Source organism: Agrobacterium burrii (genome assembly GCF_017313405.1).
GTDB lineage: Bacteria > Pseudomonadota > Alphaproteobacteria > Rhizobiales > Rhizobiaceae > Agrobacterium > Agrobacterium burrii.
Genome location: NZ_JAFLNA010000022.1, coordinates 44,030 through 61,205 on the forward strand (window position 1 = coordinate 44,030; position 17,176 = coordinate 61,205).

The window sequence follows — 17,176 nt, forward strand, 5'->3', positions numbered from 1 at the left end:
CCGGTTTCCGCAAGGAAACCAGATAACCGAAAAGTGCTCTCTTTTCATGATTTCGAAAACGCAGTACCTCTATTTCCGAAACATGGTTTCCATTAGATACTAAGGATATTTGAGATGACAGGCAAGATACTCGTAATCGGTTCCACCGGCACCATCGGCACGCCGCTGGTCAAGGCACTCGTGGCAAAGGGCGAAAGCGTGAAGGCTGCCTCGCGCAGCGGCAAGGCGGCGGACGGCGCGGAAGGGGTGCGCTTCGATTATACCGATGCCTCGACCTACGCCGATGCATTCGACGGCGTGGACCGGCTGTTCCTGATCCTGGCGGGCGGGCGTCTGGACGCCATCGACGCGCTGACGCCCGTTGTCGAGGAGGCCGCTCGTCGCAAGGTGAAGATCGTCTTCCTCAGCGTCCTCGGTGTCGATGCCGACGATTCCATTCCCTATCGCCAGATCGAACTGAAGATCATTGCGTCGGGTACGCCTTACGTCATCCTGCGCCCCAACTGGTTTGCCGATAATTTTCACAGCTACTGGAAGGCCGGCATTGAACATGGCGAGATCGCCGTGCCGGCGGGCGAGGGCAAGTCGAGCTTCATCGACGTGCGCGATATCGCCGACAGTGCGGCTGCCGCGCTGACCTCTGACGCCTTTAATGGCAAGGCCTTCAACCTGACCGGGCCGAAGGCCTTCGGTTACGGCGAGGCAGCCGCGGTGATTTCACAGGCGATCGGCAAGCCGGTCTCGTATGCTGCCGTTTCGGATGAGGTCTTCATCGGCATCCTCACCGGCGCGGGTGTGCCGAAGGACTACGCCTCTTTCCTCGCCTCGATCTTTTATCCCGTGCGTGAAGGCTGGACAGCAGTAGTGACCGGCGGTGTTGAGACCCTGACCGGCCACGCGCCGCGTTCGCTGGAAACCTATGTGGCCGACCATCTGGACGCGCTGAAAGGCTGACGCCGGCAAGCGATACGCCCGCCGCGCTACGCCGGATCGGTTGAGCCGCGGCGGGCCTTGAAAAACATCTTCAGCCGCTGGATGTCCTCGGCGCTCCAGCCCTCCGGTTGGGTCACCTCCGTCCATGCATCGATATAATGTTCCGGCGCATAGACATGGCCGTAACCGATCGGCGCCGTGGTGGCGGAGGCGACATCGAGGCCGAGCTGCAGCAGCGTCACTACCGGAAACCAGCGGAAGGACGTCGAAACATCCGGCCCGTGATGTGCCATCCACTCTGGACGCCGATAGAGCGAAGCGGTTTCGAAGAAGGTGATCGGATCGCTCGCATATTGCAGATAAACGATCCGCATCGGCCCCCATTTCGCATCAGGCATATGGGCGGTGGTATATTGGTTGGCAAAACGGATGACGGAGGAATCGCGGAAACGCGGCAGCCATTCCGGCGTGCCCTCAACCCGCCCATTGGTGGCCATGCGCCACGTGGGGCTGGAGAACGGCGGGCCGCTCCACAGCGCGCCCTGGAAGGGATCGGAGAGCACATCGTAAAGATCGGAGGATTTCTGCGAATTGAGCGAACCGAGGCTCAACCCATGCAGATAAAGCTTCGGCCGGGTTTCCTTCGGCAAGGTGGTCCAATAGGCGTAGACGGCCTGAAACAGCGCCCGCGCCGTTTCCACGCCATAGTCAGGTTCGGTCAGCAGCGCGATCCAGCTGGAAAGATAGGAATATTGCACGGCGACGCTGGCGATGTCGCCATCATGCAGATATTCGACCGTATCCAGCGCTTCCGGGTCGATCCAGCCGGTGCCGGTGGGGATGACGACCAGCAGCACCTTGCGCTCGAAACCGCCGACCCGCTTCAGTTCCTCCAGCGCCAGTTTGGCTCTTGCTTCGGGTGTCGAAGCGGAATTCAGGCCGGCATAGACCCTGAGCGGTTCGCTGGCCGGACGATGGGTGAAGGCGGAAATGTCCTGAGTCTGCGGCCCGCCGGCCACGAATTCCCGTCCGCGGCGGCCGAGCGATTCCCATGTCATCAGCGACGCGCTGCTGCCGGTCTTGAGCGGATCGGACGGGCGCGGCACGTCAGGCTCGATCAGCGCATCCACCTGTTTCAGCGAGGAATCGGCAAATTTCAGGCCGATATCGAAGATCAGGCCATTGAGCAGCATCCATGACAGCACGATGGCAGCGGCAATGCCGAGAACATTGGCGAGCCGGCGCGGCAGGAAATGCCGGCTGCGCGCGGCAAAAAACCGGCGGATAAGCTGGAAAAGCCGACCGGCGCCAATGAGCACGGCGGCGACCAGCACCGCGATACCGCCGGTCTTGGTGGGATGGGCGCTGGGCAGCGGATCGAGTTCCATCAGCACGCGGATGGAATTCTGCCAGTCCTTCGCCTGCCACAAAAACGCAATGGCCGTGATGGCGGCGGCAAGCGCGATGAGAAAACGAATGCCGCGCACGTTATGTCGTGAGGGTTCAGGCAATTCCAGATAGGCCCAGACGGCGTGCAGCGCGACGCCGATCAGATAGCCGATGGCAAAGGAAAACCCGCACAGCACACCCTGCATCAGCCATGTGCGCGGCAGAAGCGAGGGTGTGAGCGAAGCGCAGAACAGGACCGTGCCAAAGACGATGCCGGTTGCCGAAAGACCCGCAAACAACCGCCCAACCCATTGTTTCACCAACTTGACTTGCCCCTTCTGCTCACTGCCTGGCGCGGAGTGTAATATGCGGCGGGCGAGGGTGCAAATTCTGTTGGCAGGATAAAAATCATTAAAATAGGAAAATAATCCTTTACAGCGTGACGGTGATTTGGTAGTGTTTGGCTACAGTCGGAGATTTGCGGCTGACGGAGGGTTTTACCCTTCACCTCATTTCTCGCAGGCCAAGCCCATGACGATGTCTCAAAATTGCGACCCGACGCTTTACGGCGTCTGGCCGGATGCGCCTGCCTACGCGGATAAGGACACGCCGGAAGCCGCACCCGAGACGAAGTCGCGGGCCGACAGGCTGGCCGCCGAAGATGCGGCGCGCAACGGCAATCTGCGGCAGCTGCTGAACGAACTCACGGTGGAGATGCGCGAGCAGTTTTGCCTGTACCGAAACCTGCGACAGGCGAGCGAAGCGGCATTTCTGTCGACGGTGGAGGATGCTTCGGGCAAGCAGGCGCGTGCGGATGTGAAGGCTGCGACGGATCAGCTTTCGCTGATCGTCCGCACGCTGGAACGGATTGACGCCCTGCAACGCGTGCTGGCGGAAGAGAGGGAAGCTCTTTCCGTTGAGGACGAAACCGGTGCCGAGGAATATGAAGCGGCAGTGGCGCATTTCCTCAAACGCATCGATGAACTGGCCGAACAGAAATGCCGTGCGAGGCTGGAGGCCGATCTGGCCGCCGGCGCATCGGCGGACGCTGATACATGACGCAGCCTTCATCCAATCCCCGCCTGCAGGAGCAGGTCTTCGCGCTTTCACGCGACTGGCGTTTTCTCGGTAACCTGCCGCAGCAACCGCCAGAGGGCGACTGGCGGACATGGCTGTTGATCGGCGGGCGCGGTTCCGGCAAGACCCGCGCCGGGGCCGAATGGGTCCACAGGATTGCTTCCGCCGGCAAACAATCGGATTTGCGCATTGCGCTGGTGGCGGAAACACTGGGTGACGCCCGCGAAGTGATGATTGACGGCATTTCCGGCATCTGCCGCATCGCCCGCCGTCGCCGCCCCGCTTTCGAAGTCACGCGTCGCAGGCTCCTCTGGCCGAATGGTGCGATGGCGCAGGTGTTTTCCTCGGAAGACCCCGAAAGCCTGCGCGGTCCGCAATTCCACATGGCCTGGGCGGATGAGTTGGGAAAATGGAAATATCCGCAGGAAACCTGGGACATGCTGCAATTCGGCCTGCGTCTGGGCGAAGCACCGCGGCAACTGGTAACCACGACGCCGCGGCCCATTCCGCTGTTGAAGGCGCTGCTGTCCGATCCTTCGACCCGGGTTGCGCGGATGCCGACCGCCATGAATGCGCAGAACCTGTCGCCCGGTTTTCTGAAAGCCATGCAGGACCGTTATGGCGGCACGCGGCTGGGGCGTCAGGAAATCGGCGGCGAGTTGATCGACGAACGCGAGGGCGCATTGTGGAAACGCGCCGATCTGGAAGCTATTGTTGAGGAGGCGCATGAGCCGCTCTCACGGATCGTGGTGGCGGTCGATCCGCCCGCCGGTGCTGGTGAAAATTCCTGCTGCGGCATCGTCGTTGCGGGGCTTGGCATATCAGGCAAACTGGTGGTGCTTGCGGATTGTTCGGTGGAAGGCGAAACGCCGGCCGGCTGGGCACGCGCCGTGGTCGCCGCCTTCCGCCGCCACGAGGCTGACCGGGTGGTGGCCGAGGTCAATCAGGGCGGGGAGATGGTTCGGGCGATGCTGCAAAGCGTGGACGCCGACCTGCCGCTCACTCTGGTGCGGGCCAGCCGAGGAAAATTCACCCGCGCCGAGCCGGTCGCCGCACTTTACGAGCAGGGCAGGGTGCGCCACGCGGCGCGGTTTGAGAAGCTCGAAGACCAGATGACGGATTTCGGGCCGGACGGCCTGTCATCCGGTCGCTCGCCCGACCGGCTGGATGCACTTGTCTGGGCGATAACGGCGCTGACCACGATGGTGGTGAATGAGCCGAGAGTGCGGGGGATGTGAGCCGGGCGATTTTCAGCCCCGCGAATGAGAGCGGGTTGGCATTCGCGCGAACTCTCACCGCTTGTTTCTTCTCCCCGAGGGGGAGAATGTCGCGGCAGCGGGATGACGGGGCTACGGTCAAGGTATTCGGAGAGGTTACCCCCTCATCTGACCCTTCGGGCCATCTTCTCCCCGGCGGGGAGAAGAAATTTTTGGCTCCGTATCCGCCCCTATTCGGGCGCCGGACAGGTCTTACTTCTTCGGAGATTGCGCCGGTTTCGGCTGGGAGCCGGTTTCGCGCATCTGGCGCCATTCGTTTTCGAGACGGTCATAAACGGTCTGGGGGATTGTCGCTGTCATGGTGGCATTCCTCCTTGAATTGTTAACGCGGCTGGATTGCGCGGTGAGTGGAGTTAGCGCGCCAAGGCTCCGGAATTCAAGGAATTTTTTACCCCAAAACCGCGGCCTGCGGATTAAAATCGATTAAGGTTTTTTCAAATCGATTTAGTCCTGACGGCCGTCATGTGGAAAAACCGGGCGTCGTATCGCCTCTCATTTTCAGGAGCCGGCTATGGCCTTTGACGAGGCGCGATTCTTCGCGTCGGTGCGCGTTTCGATCTTTGGCGGCCGCCTGCGTGCCGCGCAACTTGCGGGGACGAAGACGATACTTGACGGATGTGCAAAGGCCGTGCCGCAAAGCGATGCACGCTGGCTGGCCTATATGCTGGCGACCAGCTTTCACGAAACGGCTGCCACCATGCAGCCGGTGCGCGAGACCCTGGCGGCAAGCGATGCGGAGGCGATTGCGCGGCTGGATAGCGCCCTTGCCGCCGGCCGCCTGCCGATGGTGCGCAAACCCTACTGGCAATGTGACGCGGATGGAAAAAGCTGGCTGGGGCGAGGCTTCGTGCAGCTGACGCATCGCCGCAACTACGAGGCCATGTCGGCCCTGACGGGCATAGACCTGGTGGAACGGCCCGAAAGAGCCATGGAAACGGAGGTGGCGACAGCCATCCTGGTCCACGGCATGATCGCCGGCAGCTTCACCGGCCGCCGGCTTGCCGATTTCTTCGGCGCGCAGCGGGAGGACTGGGAGGGTGCACGCGCCATCATCAATGGCAGCGACCGGGCGCGGCTTGTGGCTGGCCACGCACGCGCATTTCATCGCGCCCTCGTCGCGGCGCGGATTGAACAGGTGCTGGCCAGATGATAACCCGTTATGCGCGGGCCGAAAGCCGCATCCTAATTTTGCATGACAGGTGACACCGTGATCCGCCATATCGTTTTTTTCACCGTTCCCGAGGAAAACCGCGACGCCGTGCGCAAGGGGCTTTCCGGCCTCACCGCGATACCGCATTCGCTGACGCTGGAAATCGGTGAGAACGTGAAGAAGGACCAATGGGGCAACTCGGTCGATTTCATCGTTTACGGCGAGTTTGAAAACGAGGCGGCGCTGGCGGCTTACAAGGCCGACCCCGCCTATGATCTTTCCACTCGCACGGTGAAGCCGCTGCGCGAGACCCGCGTCGCCGCCGATTTCAATAGCGACACGGCGGTGAAGGCACCCATCCGGTAAACATCTCATTTCGCCGAAGTCAGCGTGATGGCACTTGCTCCCTAACACACGACGTCATCCTTGGGCTTGTCCCAAGGATCCAATCACGTCTCGTAGAATCGAGACGTTGCAGATGCTCGGGACAGGCCCGAGCATGACGGAAGAGAGCCTTCAGGATTTATCAACAATCTGAGGAACGCGGAGCGCCCCTTTCCTGCAGGTGAACCTGGGACGCTCTTATCCCGGATGCGACGCCACACGGCATCAAAACAAGGACAACTCCATGCGATTTCCCTTTTCCCTGCCGTGGCTGCGCCCGGCGGATGGCAAAGCTGTGCCCGAAAGCAAAATGACGGCGGGCGGCTTCATGGCTGTGGCGACGCAGGGCGGGCAGGCTTTCTGGTCCGGCCGCTCCTATGCCGCACTTGCCCTCGAAGGCTTCATGAAGAACCCGGTTGCCCACCGCGCCGCCCGCATGGTGGCGGAAGCGGCCGCATCGGTGAACTGGCTGCTTTATGATGGCGACGAGGAAATCGGCGATCATCCGCTGCTGGCGCTCCTGACAAAGCCGGGCGCGCATATGGGCGGGCCGGATTTTTTCGAGGCGCTGTATGGTCACCTGATGCTGGCCGGAAATGCCTATGTCGAACCGCTGACAGTCGGCGGGCGGTTGCGCGAACTGCATCTGCTGCGGCCGGATCGGGTGAGCATCGTCGAAGGCGCGGATGGCTGGCCTGTGGCTTATGACTACCGCGCCGAAGGTCGCGCGTCGCGCCGCATCGCCGCCGAGCGCGACGGGCTGGGGCTGCTGCATCTGAAACTTTTCCATCCGCTGGATGACCGGGCGGGTTTTGCGCCGCTGGCTTCTGCCGGTGCCGCGCTTGATCTGCACAATGCCGCAAGCCACTGGAACAAGCGCCTGCTCGACAATTCCGCCCGGCCTTCGGGTGCGCTGGTCTACCAGCCGAAGGAGGGTGGTAATCTTTCCACCGAGCAATATGAACGGCTTAAGCGCGAGCTGGAGGAGGGGTATCAGGGCGCGATGAATGCCGGCCGCCCGCTGCTTCTGGAAGGCGGGCTGGACTGGAAGGCCATGGGCCTTTCGCCGCGCGACATGGATTTTCTGGAAGCCCGCAACGGCGCGGCGCGCGATATCGCGCTGGCGCTCGGCGTGCCGCCGATGCTGATCGGCATTCCCGGCGACAATACCTATGCCAATTACCAGGAGGCGAACCGCGCCTTTTATCGCCTCACCGTGCTGCCGCTCCTCAACCGCACGGCGGCAAGGTTGTGCGGCTGGCTCGCGCCGGTCTTCGGTTCCGGTCTGCGTCTGGAGCCGGATCTCGACAAGATCGCCGGGCTTGCCGGTGAGCGGGATGCGCTTTGGAGCCGCATCGGTGCGGCCTCGTTTCTGAGCGACGAGGAAAAACGCGAAGCCGTCGGTTACTGATCGCGCCGAAGGGTGGATCGGCGCTGAACCTCGCCTGCTGAACCATTTTCTGAAGTGGCGGATTCTCTTTGTGAGGCTTTCCGCCGAAGCTTCTCCGAAGACTCGAGAAATCACCCATCGCAGGCGCGCAAACAGCGCCTGCGGGCGGCGCGGTGCGTTCGCCCGATTGCAACATCCTAAACCGGAATGATTACCCATGTCTGAATTCGCCAATGAGGCCGGTATCTGGGCCGCCCGCATCACCGGCGCCGTTGCGGGTGCCGGCGTGTCGCTTGTCTATCTGCTGCCGAAAAGCAAACGTGAAGCCGCGAGCCGTTTCATCACCGGGGTGTCCTGCGGCATGATCTTCGGCGGGCCGATCGGCCTGTGGATCGTGCAGCAGCTCGATATTGCCGGCGCGCTTTCCGGCCGGGAAATCATGGTGGCGGGCTCCGCCGCAGCCAGCATGATGGCCTGGTGGGGGCTGGGCGTGATGGTGCGCGTGGCCAGCCACTACGGCACACGCCCGCGCCGCTGAGCCCGCGCCGCAAGGCGGCTTCATTTCCACATCGCAGGAGTTCCCCATGCACGCCTATCGCGGGCCGCGTCCCGCCACGCGCAAATTCGCCAGTCTGGAACTGCGCGGCATCGCCGGTGACGGCACGTTTTCGGGTTATGCCAGCGTCTTCGGCGAGGTCGATCTCGGCCACGACGTGATCGAGCGCGGCGCTTTCCGCCGCTCCATCGAGGAACGGGGAGCGGCCGGCATCCGTATGCTCTACCAGCACGATCCGGCTGAACCCATCGGCGCCTGGCGCACCATCCGTGAGGACGAGCGCGGGCTTTATGTCGAGGGCGTTCTGGCCCCCGGCGTCGCGCGCTCCCGCGAGGTGCATTCGCTGATGAAGACCGGCGCGCTGGACGGGCTGTCGATCGGTTTTCGAACCGTTCGCTCGGGCAAGGAAGCGCGTTCCGGCAAGGCGGGGCGTTCCGGCGTGCGGCGCATTCTCGAGGCTGATCTCTGGGAAATCTCGGTCGTGACCTTTCCGATGCTGCCGTCCGCGCGCGTCTCGGATGTCAAACACGCCCGCTTCTTCCGCGACCGCGAAACCGAACTGGTGCGCACCATGCGCCGCGCGGCGCGCTCGCTGTTCGGCACCGCCTTCAAACGCTGACTTTCCGACAAACACTTCCGACAACAAGGATGGCGACATGACAGACCAGATGACCAAACCGGCCGCAATGACGGTTGCGCCGCAGGTAAAAGCCGTACCCGATACGATGACCGCGGCCTTCGACGACTTCATGGAGGCTTTCGAGGCTTTTCGCGACACCAACGATCAACGGCTCAATGACATCGAACGCAAGATGGGCGCTGATGTCGTGACCCGCGACAAGCTGGACCGTATCGACAGGGCGCTCGACGATAACAGGAGGATCATGGACGATCTGGCGCTCAAAAAGGCGCGGCCTGCGCTTGGCCGCAAGGATGCGCTCTCGCATGATGCCGAAGAACATAAGGCTGCCTTCGAGGCCTATATTCGCCGGGGTGAGGACGGCGCGCTGCGCGATCTGGAGGCCAAGGCCTTTGCGGGATCGAGCGGCACGGATGGCGGCTTTCTCCTGCCGACCGAGACGGATGGCGAGATTGGCCGGCGCATGACGGCGATTTCGCCGATCCGGGCGCTCGCCACCGTGCGGCAGGTGTCCACAGCCGTGCTGAAGAAACCCTTCTCTGCGGGCGGTCTTGCCACCGGCTGGGTCGCCGAAACCGCGGCCCGCCCCGAAACGGCGACGCCGAAGCTGTCTGAGCTTTCTTTCCCGACCATGGAACTCTATGCCATGCCGGCCGCCACCCAGGGCCTGCTGGATGATGCGGCGGTTGATGTCGAGGCATGGATCGCGTCAGAGGTGGATATCGCCTTTGCCGAACAGGAGGCTGCCGCTTTCATCGTCGGTGACGGCGTCAACAAACCGAAGGGTTTCCTCTCCTATACGGCCATTGCCAATGACAGCTGGAGCTGGGGCAATATCGGTTATGTCGCAACCGGGGTTTCGGCGGGCTTCGCCTCCGCCGGGCCGATGGATGTGCTTCTGGATGCCGTTTATGGCCTGAAGGCCGGCCACCGCCAGAACGGTACTTTCCTTCTGAACCGCAAGACGCAAGCGGCGCTACGCCGTTTCAAGGATACGACCGGCGCCTATCTCTGGCATCCGCCCGCCGCCGCCGGCCAGCCCGCCTCGCTGATGGGCTTTCCGGTGACGGAGGCGGAAGACATGCCGAATGTCGCGGCGAACAGCTTCGCCATCGCATTCGGAGATTTCCGCTCCGGTTATCTCGTCGTCGACCGCACCGGCGTGCGCATCCTGCGCGATCCCTATTCGGCCAAACCCTATGTGCTGTTCTACACCACCAAACGTGTGGGCGGCGGCGTACAGAATTTCGAGGCGATCAAGCTGGTGAAATTCGGGGTGAATTGAACCTCGAGTTTGCCGCTCGTTTCTTCTCCCCGGACGGGGAGAAGGTGGCCCGAAGGGTCGGATGAGGGGGCAACGCCAGCGATTGACCGCACCCTCGCCCCCTCATCCCGCTGCCGCGGACTTCTCCCCCACGGGGAGAAGAATTCGTTGCACCCGCTCGCTCATCCAGCCTGCAATTGCCGTCATCCCGGAGACCCCATGACCTACGCCCTCATAAATCCACCGCAGACGGAGCCGCTGACGCTTGCCGAGGTCAAGGCGCATTTGCGTCTCGACAGCGGTGATGAAGATGCGCTTCTGACCACGCTGATCCGCACCGCCCGCGAGCATCTGGAGCGCACCACCGGCCTTTGCCTGCTGCGTCAGACCTGGCGGCTTTATCTCGACCGATGGCCGCAAACGGGCGTGATTCTGATTGGCAAGGGACCGGTGCAAACCATCGAAACGATTCTGGTTTTCGGCAGTGACGGGCGCGAGACCAATATCACCGCCGCCGATAAATTACTCGACGGCACAGCGCGTCCGGCGCGCCTGTGGCTGCGCGATCCGCTAACCCCCGGACGGGCGATGAACGGTATCGAAATTGACTTCATCGCCGGTTACGGCGAGGCCGGAACCGATGTGCCCGACGCGCTGAAGCGCGCCATGCTGATGCATGTGGCTCAGATGTTCGCCTTTCGCGGCGCGGTTGCTCCTGAAAACCAGCCGGCGGCGGTTCCGGCCGGTTATGAGCGGCTGGTGTCGCCCTTCTGCCGTGTGGGTCTTTGAGCCATGAACCTGGTTTTTCTCGATCCCGGCAAGCTGACGGCGCGGCTGGAGCTGGAAGGGCGCATCGAGACGCCGGACGGGCAGGGCGGTGCGGCCGAAAGCTGGAGTGTCCTGCGCTCGCTTTGGGCGGCGATCGAGTCCGTTTCGGACACGTCCCACGAACGGGCCTCGGCCGAGGGTGTGACGATCACCCACCGCGTCTGGCTGATGTGGCGCAGCGACATCGCCGCCGGCATGCGCTTCCGCAAAGGCCGACGCATTCTGGCGATCCGCACCGTGATGGACCCGGACGAGACCCGCCGCTTCATCGTCTGCCGTTGTGAGGAGGAGCTCCCATGAGCGCCGCGAACGCCCTTTTGAAAGCGATTTTCGCCAGGTTGACCGGCGATGCGGTCCTGACAGCACTGACATCAGGCGGCATCGTCGACCGGCTTTTGCCGCGTGCGCTTCTGCCCGCAATCGTCATCGGCGAACTTGAAAGCCGCGACTATTCGACGGCGACGGAAAAGGCCGAGGAGCATTTCCTGTCGCTGGAAATCTGGAGTGACGCCGGCGGCCGCAAACGGGCGAGTGAAATCGTGGAAAGGGTGAAAACCCTGCTCGACGATGCCCCGCTTCCCCTTGCTGGTGTCACGCTGGTCAATCTGCAACTCCGTTCCTGCCGCTCGCGGCGTGAACCGAAGTCGCGGAATTTCATCGCGGATATGCGCTTCAGGGCGGTGACGGAATAGTTTTTTCAGGAAGCCTGCCTGCGCACGGTCTTCCACAGGACGATCAATAGCAGAAACGAAATGCCGATCAGCGCAGCTGCGATGGTCAACATGGCCGCGACCCCGCCACGATCCAGCGCCAGCGTGAAGATAACGGGCGCAAAGGCAATCGCAAGGTTCTGCGGCAGCGAGATACGTGCGGCCTGCAGGCCATATTGCTCCGGGGAAAACACCGCCAGCGGCAACACGGCGCGGCTGACGGTGAGCACGCCCGCGCCGAAGCCGAAAAAAACGATGAAGCTGATGAAGGCGGGCATGGCTGGAGCAAAGGCGAGCAACAGCAGCAGGGACAGGAACAGCAGACAGAGGCCGATCATGGCTGTGACGAAGGGGTTGCCGTGTTTCCCAAGCAGGAAATCCAGCCCGCGCGCCGTAATCGCAAGAACGCTGCGCACGGATGCCAGCTGCACGGCCAGCGATTGTGACGCGCCGGCGTTGACCAGGAGCAGGGGCAGCAGCGGAGACAGGCCGAACGTCGTAAACGCGCTGATCGTCGTCATTGCCGCCAGCAGCAGAAAGGCGCGTCGCGTATCGACCGGTGAGGGTGCAATCGCCGCGGCTTCCTGAGACGTCACGGCTTTGCGGACCGGCCGACCGGGAAGAACGAAGACGTAGAGAGGCAGAAGCAGGAAGAGCTGCAGACAGGCATAACCGATGAGCGTGCCGCGCCAGCCGAAATGTTCGGCGGCAAGCGTCGTGAGGGGCAGGAAAAACGCTGCCGAAAGCCCGGTAAACAGCATCAGCAGCGTCAGCAACCGGCCGCTTTCCGCGCCGACGCGCTCCACCACCGCCGCATGGGCCGCCGTCGTCAGGCCGCAGGTGGCGGCAAATCCGATGACGGCCCAGCCGAGCAAATAACTTATCACGCCGCCCGCAAAGGCGAGCACGACAAAACCCGCCGTGAAAAGCAATGAACCCGCCACGAGTACGGGCGCTGCACCGTGGCGCACGAGCGTTCTTCCCAGAAGCGGGCCGCAGAGCGCGCTGATCGTCATCATGACGGTGAGGCCGGCAAAAACGACCTCGTTGGCGATGGCCAGCTCCTGCCCGATCCGTGGGCCGAGCACGGCCAGCATGTCGAAACCGCTGCCCCAGCTGATGATCTGCCCAACCGCAAGCACACCGATGAGGCGCGCGCGGGACGGGAAGGGGGCTGCGTCGGACATGATGGAAATCAGGGGTGCGAGATGCGGAGGAATTATTTGGTAGCAGGCCAATTGCGGCCCGGCAACATCAATCGAGGCCAAAGGAGAACACCATGGTGGCGCAGAAGGGCAAGGACCTGCTGCTGAAGATCAATAATGCCGGTGCCTACGTGACCGTGGCGGGGCTGAGAACCAAGCGGCTGGCCTTCAATGCGCAGGCCGTCGATATAACCGACGGCGAAAGCGCCGGGCGCTGGCGCGAGCTTCTGGCCGGCGCGGGCGTGCAGCGGGCATCGCTGACAGCATCCGGCATCTTCAAGGATTTAGCGAGCGATGCGCTGGTGCGCGGCGCATTTTTTGCCGGCGCCATTCCGGGCTGGCAGATCGTCATTCCGGATTTCGGCACCATCACCGGGCCGTTCCAGATCGTCGCGCTCGAATATTCCGGCCGCCACGATGGCGAGGTGCAATTCGAGACCGCGCTGGAATCAGCAGGTCTCCTTAATTTCGGAGCGCTGTGATGCCGCAAGGGTTACGCTACGGGCGGGCGAACCGCCATCGCGGTGAGATCGAGGCGCTGATCGACGGCGAAAGGCGCATTCTGTGCCTGACGCTGGGCGCGCTGGCCGAACTCGAAACCGCCTTTCAGGCCGACGACCTGACGGCGCTCGCCGAACGTTTCGCCAGCGGCCGCATGAAGGCCGCCGATATGATCCGGGTGATCGGTGCGGGCCTGCGCGGCGCGGGCAATGTGTTTTCCGATGAGGATGTGGCCGCCGCAACCGTGGAAGGCGGCATCGCCGGCCACGCCGCCATCATCGCCGACCTTCTGACCGCCACCTTTGGCGGCCCGAAAGGAGAAACACAGCCGGACCCTTAAGCGCCGCAGCAGGCGAGGCGACGCCGCGCCCTTTCCCCTGGGAGACGGTGATCCACGCCGGCTTCTGCCTGCTGCGGCTTTCTTCCGAAACCTTCTGGCGGCTGACGCCAAGAGAGTTCTTTGCGATGACCGGGGGCGTGCGCGCTGGTTCCGGCAGCCCCGATCGTCGGGCGATAGAGGCGATGATGCGGCGGTTTCCGGATGGGTGACGGTGTCAGGGCATTTTTCGCGGACGGCCACCCTTCGCACCGTTGGCGCGGCTGGCGGCGGCCTTGGCCGGGGAGCGGGATTGCCCGCCCTTGCGCTGGGCTTCCATGAAAGCGCGGCTGCCGAAAATGCCGTTCATAAGCCCGCTGATCGTATAATCCGCATCGAGGCTTTCCCAATGCAGGCCGGTCTCGCCGAGAAGCTCGACCTCGGCCAGCTGTTCCGGCGTGGCGTTCTCCAAGCCCTCCAGCGCGTGGGCTGGAAACATGAAACAGGCGCCATTGGTGAAATCGACAATGACCCGGGCCGATGCCGCATCGAAACGCACGGCAACCGGAACAGGACGTTCCGCGTGTTCCTGCCGCCAGCGCTCCTTGGCGGCGGCAAGTTCGGCATCGCTGACCTCAACCATGATATTTTCTCCACGTTTCAAGAAAAAGCGTCCGGTTTTCTTCGATCACTGCAACCGCGCGCCGTACATCCCTGTCCGACATGCCGCCCTGCGTCATGACGGTAAGGGTTACGAGATCGATACGGGCTTCACCCTCTCCGTAGACATGGGCGTGCGGCGGCTCATGATCGGCCGTGTAGATGACGAAGCGCATGCCATGCTGTCGCAGAACCGTGACCATGAAGACTATAACCCAAGAAGCTAGGTTTTAAAAGGCTTTGGCTGAAGCAGCAGATTTTTTTGAAGCTGTTTCAGCAGCATGCATTCCCCAGTTGAATCAGAAAGGCAAGCGCGATGGCAGGTGATGCATCGATGGCGGAGAACCGCGAGGAGGCGGAAGCGCTGGTGAACGTGATGGGCGATCTCGAGCGGCGGTCCGAGCGGTTCGGGACGGCGCTGACGTCGGCCCTGCAGGCGGCGACGACAGGCGGCAAGGGGCTGGACGAGGTGCTGCGCGGGCTTGGAGAACGTCTGTCGGGCATGGCGCTTTCCGCCGGGTTGAAGCCGCTGGAGAACATGATCGGCAACGCCGTTGGCGGGCTTTTGAACGGTGGCGGTTCGTTGTTTGCCTTTGCCGATGGCGGGGTGCCGGGGCGCAGCATCACGCCTTTTGCCGATGGTGGCGTGGTTTCCAGCCCCGCCTTTTTTCCGATGGGCGGCGGGCTGGGCCTCATGGGCGAGGCGGGGGCGGAGGCGATCCTGCCGCTGAAACGTGGCTCGGATGGCGCTTTGGGTGTGGCAGCACCGGCGGGCGGGGGCGGTGCACAGATCGTCTTCAACGTGACGGCCACCGATGCGGCGAGTTTTAGAAAAAGCGAAGGCCAGATCGCCGCCATGCTGGCCCGCAGCGTCGGGCGCGGCCAGCGCGGTTTGTGACGCAACGACCCTTTCAACACAGCAAAAAGATTCGTGGAACAACGACATGGCGGCATTTCATGAAGTGCGGTTTCCGCTGCGATTGGCGCTTGGCGTCAGCGGCGGGCCGGTGCGGCGAACCGATATCGTCAATCTCTCCAATGGCCGCGAGAACCGCAACCAGCGCTGGAAGAACGCCAGACGCGCCTATGACGCCGGATCCGGCATCCGCTCCGTCGCCGATCTTTACGAGGTGCTTGCCTTTTTCGAGGCGCGACGCGGTGAGCTTTACGGCTTCCGGTTTCGCGATCCGGTGGATTTCAAATCTTGCCCGCCGGGCGAAGCGCCGGCCGCGACCGATCAGAGGATCGGCACCGGCGATGGCGCAACAGCTCAGTTTCCGCTGGTGAAAACCTATGCGGATGCGGGTGGCTCCTTCACGCGGCGGGTGGAAAAGCCGGTCGAAGGTTCGGTTGTCGTGTCAGTCGAGGGCGTGCGTGTCCCGCCTGCGGATATGTCGGTCGACTCTGTGACCGGCATGGTGACGTTTCGCGCCGGCAAGGTGCCGCCGGCCGGCGCGGTGATCCGGGCGGGTTTTGAATTCGACGTGCCGGTGCGCTTCGCGATCGATCGCATCGACGTCAACCTCACCGCTTTCGAGGCGGGCCGCATTCCCTCCATTCCACTGATGGAAATCCTGCCATGAAGACCATTCCCGTAGCCCTTGCCACGCATCTGAAGGGCGATGCGACGACCACCTGCCATTGCTGGAAAGTGACGCTGAAGGACGGCGCGGTGATCGGTTTTACCGACCACGACGAGACGCTCTCTTTCGCCGGCACGGACTACCTCGCCGCCAGCGGTTTCGGGGCGAGCGATAGCGACAGCGAAACCGGGCTGGGTGCCAGTGCCGGCGAGGTGGCGGGCGGTTTTTCCAGCGAGGCGATTTCGGAAAGCGATCTGGCCGCCGGGCGTTTTGATGGCGCACGGGTGGCGCTTTACCTCGTCAACTGGCAGGCGCCGGATGAGTATGTGCTGCTTTCCATGCGCGAGATCGGCGAGGTGACGCGGGCGGGCGGGGCGTTTCGCGCTGAGTTGCGCAGCCTTGCCCATCGCCTCGGTCAGGCGCAGGGCAGAATCTATGGGCGGCGCTGCGATGCTGGACTTGGCGACCGGCGCTGCGGCGTCGATCTTTCGCGGTTCACCGGCAATGGCCGCGTGGTGGCGGTGGATGCGGCTGGCAACCTGCTGGTCTCGGGGCTTGACGCTTTCACCGACGGTTTCTTCAGCCGGGGAAAGTTGAGGTTTCTCAGCGGTGCACTCGCCGGCAAGAGTTTTGACCTCGATGGCCATGCGCGCCGCGACGGCGGCACGATTCTGTCCTTCTGGCTGGCGCCGGAACACATGCCATCGCCCGGAGACGGATTTTCCGTCACCGCCGGCTGCGACAAGAGTTTTGCGAGCTGCAAGGCGAAATTCACCAATCATCTGAATTTCAGGGGCTTTCCGCATCTGCCGGGGGCGGATTTCGCCTATTCCTACGCCAGCGGCGGGCAGACCCATGACGGCAAGGCACTGTTTCCATGAGCGATCCCGGAGAAAAAGTGCTGGTGCTGGCGCAGGGCTGGATCGGCACGCCTTACCGGCATCAGGCCTCGTTAAAGGGCGTCGGCTGCGATTGCCTCGGCCTCGTCAGGGGCATCTGGCGTGAACTCTACGGCGGGGAGCCGGAGTTGCTGCCGCCCTATGCGCCTGATTGGGCCGAACGCGGCGGTGAAGACCGGCTGATGGCGGCGGCGAAGCGCCACTTTCTGGCGGTGCCTGACATGGAAGGGATAAGGCCGGGAGACCTCTTGCTGTTTCGCTGGCGGGCCGATGCGGCGGCCAAACATCTCGGCATCGTCGCCGGGCCTCAGCATTTCATCCACGCCTATGAGCAGGCGGCGGTGGTGCGTTCCGCGCTGGTGCCGGGCTGGAAACGGCGCATTGCCGGCACCTTCCGTTTTCCCGATCCCTGAA

22 protein-coding genes and 1 pseudogene are annotated in these 17,176 nt (G+C 63.0%); 19 read left to right on the forward strand and 4 right to left on the reverse strand.

Translation table 11 applies throughout. The features are described from left to right. The first annotated feature begins 114 nt into the window (after positions 1 to 114). Positions 115 to 954 carry an SDR family oxidoreductase gene (locus JZX89_RS27740; RefSeq protein WP_207136044.1) on the forward strand — a complete coding sequence of 280 codons (840 nt, stop codon included), beginning with the start codon at positions 115 to 117 and terminating at the stop codon, positions 952 to 954. 26 nt (positions 955 to 980) lie between these two features. On the opposite strand, the gene JZX89_RS27745 is transcribed toward JZX89_RS27740, so the two are convergent. Continuing rightward, positions 981 to 2,621: an alpha/beta hydrolase gene (locus tag JZX89_RS27745; protein WP_207136069.1), complete on the reverse strand. Its 1,641-nt coding sequence runs from the start codon at positions 2,619 to 2,621 to the stop codon at positions 981 to 983. Positions 2,622 to 2,853: 232 nt separating this feature from the next. Between JZX89_RS27745 and JZX89_RS27750 the strand changes: the two genes are divergently transcribed. The 11 genes from JZX89_RS27750 (at position 2,854) to JZX89_RS27800 (ending at position 11,580) form a co-directional block, all read left to right on the forward strand. Beyond that, positions 2,854 to 3,381 (forward strand): hypothetical protein, encoded by a 528-nt coding sequence (locus JZX89_RS27750; RefSeq protein WP_207136045.1) that lies wholly within the window; start codon positions 2,854 to 2,856, stop codon positions 3,379 to 3,381. Next, positions 3,378 to 4,637 carry a DNA-packaging protein gene (locus tag JZX89_RS27755; protein ID WP_207136046.1) on the forward strand — a complete coding sequence of 420 codons (1,260 nt, stop codon included), beginning with the start codon at positions 3,378 to 3,380 and terminating at the stop codon, positions 4,635 to 4,637. Before JZX89_RS27750 ends, JZX89_RS27755 begins: the two co-directional genes overlap by 4 nt. Positions 4,638 to 5,187: 550 nt before the next feature. Then, on the forward strand, positions 5,188 to 5,826 hold the full coding sequence (locus JZX89_RS27760) for a lysozyme family protein (protein WP_207136047.1): 639 nt from the start codon (positions 5,188 to 5,190) through the stop codon (positions 5,824 to 5,826). 57 nt (positions 5,827 to 5,883) lie between these two features. After that, positions 5,884 to 6,192 (forward strand): Dabb family protein, encoded by a 309-nt coding sequence (locus JZX89_RS27765; protein WP_174372859.1) that lies wholly within the window; start codon positions 5,884 to 5,886, stop codon positions 6,190 to 6,192. Between the two features lie 262 nt (positions 6,193 to 6,454). Beyond that, positions 6,455 to 7,621, forward strand: a complete 1,167-nt coding sequence (locus tag JZX89_RS27770) for a phage portal protein (RefSeq protein WP_207136048.1) — start codon at positions 6,455 to 6,457, stop codon at positions 7,619 to 7,621. 196 nt (positions 7,622 to 7,817) lie between these two features. Beyond that, entirely contained in the window at positions 7,818 to 8,138 is a 321-nt protein-coding gene (locus tag JZX89_RS27775; protein WP_149898890.1) for a DUF6107 family protein, read from the forward strand. 46 nt (positions 8,139 to 8,184) lie between these two features. Beyond that, positions 8,185 to 8,775, forward strand: a complete 591-nt coding sequence (locus JZX89_RS27780; RefSeq protein WP_153513416.1) for an HK97 family phage prohead protease — start codon at positions 8,185 to 8,187, stop codon at positions 8,773 to 8,775. A gap of 37 nt (positions 8,776 to 8,812) precedes the next feature. After that, positions 8,813 to 10,081, forward strand: coding sequence for a phage major capsid protein (locus JZX89_RS27785; protein ID WP_207136049.1), 1,269 nt, complete (start codon positions 8,813 to 8,815; stop codon positions 10,079 to 10,081). A gap of 198 nt (positions 10,082 to 10,279) precedes the next feature. Beyond that, positions 10,280 to 10,849: a head-tail connector protein gene (locus JZX89_RS27790; RefSeq protein ID WP_207136050.1), complete on the forward strand. Its 570-nt coding sequence runs from the start codon at positions 10,280 to 10,282 to the stop codon at positions 10,847 to 10,849. Positions 10,850 to 10,852: 3 nt separating this feature from the next. Continuing rightward, positions 10,853 to 11,188 (forward strand): phage head closure protein, encoded by a 336-nt coding sequence (locus JZX89_RS27795; RefSeq protein WP_207136051.1) that lies wholly within the window; start codon positions 10,853 to 10,855, stop codon positions 11,186 to 11,188. Next, complete coding sequence (locus JZX89_RS27800) at positions 11,185 to 11,580, forward strand: DUF3168 domain-containing protein (protein ID WP_207136052.1); 396 nt, start codon at positions 11,185 to 11,187, stop codon at positions 11,578 to 11,580. Before JZX89_RS27795 ends, JZX89_RS27800 begins: the two co-directional genes overlap by 4 nt. Before the next feature lie 5 nt (positions 11,581 to 11,585). On the opposite strand, the gene JZX89_RS27805 is transcribed toward JZX89_RS27800, so the two are convergent. Beyond that, a complete protein-coding gene (locus JZX89_RS27805; protein WP_207136053.1) occupies positions 11,586 to 12,785 on the reverse strand; it encodes an MFS transporter in 1,200 nt (399 codons plus the stop codon). Positions 12,786 to 12,877: 92 nt separating this feature from the next. Between JZX89_RS27805 and JZX89_RS27810 the strand changes: the two genes are divergently transcribed. The 3 genes and pseudogenes from JZX89_RS27810 to JZX89_RS27820 form a co-directional block, all read left to right on the forward strand. After that, complete coding sequence (locus tag JZX89_RS27810; protein ID WP_207136054.1) at positions 12,878 to 13,285, forward strand: phage major tail protein, TP901-1 family; 408 nt, start codon at positions 12,878 to 12,880, stop codon at positions 13,283 to 13,285. Continuing rightward, a complete protein-coding gene (locus JZX89_RS27815; RefSeq protein ID WP_110757524.1) occupies positions 13,285 to 13,644 on the forward strand; it encodes a gene transfer agent family protein in 360 nt (119 codons plus the stop codon). Before JZX89_RS27810 ends, JZX89_RS27815 begins: the two co-directional genes overlap by 1 nt. Continuing rightward, positions 13,641 to 13,853: pseudogene (locus JZX89_RS27820) on the forward strand (rcc01693 family protein); the annotation flags it as partial. The gene JZX89_RS27815 and the pseudogene JZX89_RS27820, both read left to right, overlap by 4 nt. Positions 13,854 to 13,858: 5 nt before the next feature. Here JZX89_RS27820 and JZX89_RS27825 read toward each other — a convergent pair. Together JZX89_RS27825 and JZX89_RS27830 are read right to left on the reverse strand one after the other, a co-directional pair. Beyond that, complete coding sequence (locus tag JZX89_RS27825) at positions 13,859 to 14,263, reverse strand: DUF2442 domain-containing protein (RefSeq protein ID WP_153513423.1); 405 nt, start codon at positions 14,261 to 14,263, stop codon at positions 13,859 to 13,861. Continuing rightward, on the reverse strand, positions 14,256 to 14,483 hold the full coding sequence (locus JZX89_RS27830) for a DUF4160 domain-containing protein (protein WP_149898900.1): 228 nt from the start codon (positions 14,481 to 14,483) through the stop codon (positions 14,256 to 14,258). The genes JZX89_RS27825 and JZX89_RS27830 overlap by 8 nt, the downstream gene beginning before the upstream one ends. Positions 14,484 to 14,596: 113 nt before the next feature. Between JZX89_RS27830 and JZX89_RS27835 the strand changes: the two genes are divergently transcribed. From JZX89_RS27835 to JZX89_RS27850, 4 genes are read left to right on the forward strand one after another with little or no spacing between them, the layout of a single operon-like run. Beyond that, on the forward strand, positions 14,597 to 15,178 hold the full coding sequence (locus JZX89_RS27835) for a phage tail tape measure protein (protein ID WP_207136055.1): 582 nt from the start codon (positions 14,597 to 14,599) through the stop codon (positions 15,176 to 15,178). Between the two features lie 46 nt (positions 15,179 to 15,224). Next, positions 15,225 to 15,863, forward strand: coding sequence for a TIGR02217 family protein (locus tag JZX89_RS27840; protein ID WP_207136056.1), 639 nt, complete (start codon positions 15,225 to 15,227; stop codon positions 15,861 to 15,863). After that, the gene (locus JZX89_RS27845; RefSeq protein WP_207136057.1) at positions 15,860 to 16,744 is read left to right on the forward strand and encodes a phage/gene transfer agent baseplate hub protein; all 885 of its coding nucleotides are present in this window, start codon (positions 15,860 to 15,862) and stop codon (positions 16,742 to 16,744) included. The genes JZX89_RS27840 and JZX89_RS27845 overlap by 4 nt, the downstream gene beginning before the upstream one ends. Then, complete coding sequence (locus tag JZX89_RS27850) at positions 16,741 to 17,175, forward strand: C40 family peptidase (RefSeq protein WP_207136058.1); 435 nt, start codon at positions 16,741 to 16,743, stop codon at positions 17,173 to 17,175. The genes JZX89_RS27845 and JZX89_RS27850 overlap by 4 nt, the downstream gene beginning before the upstream one ends. The last annotated feature ends 1 nt before the right edge of the window (position 17,176 follow it).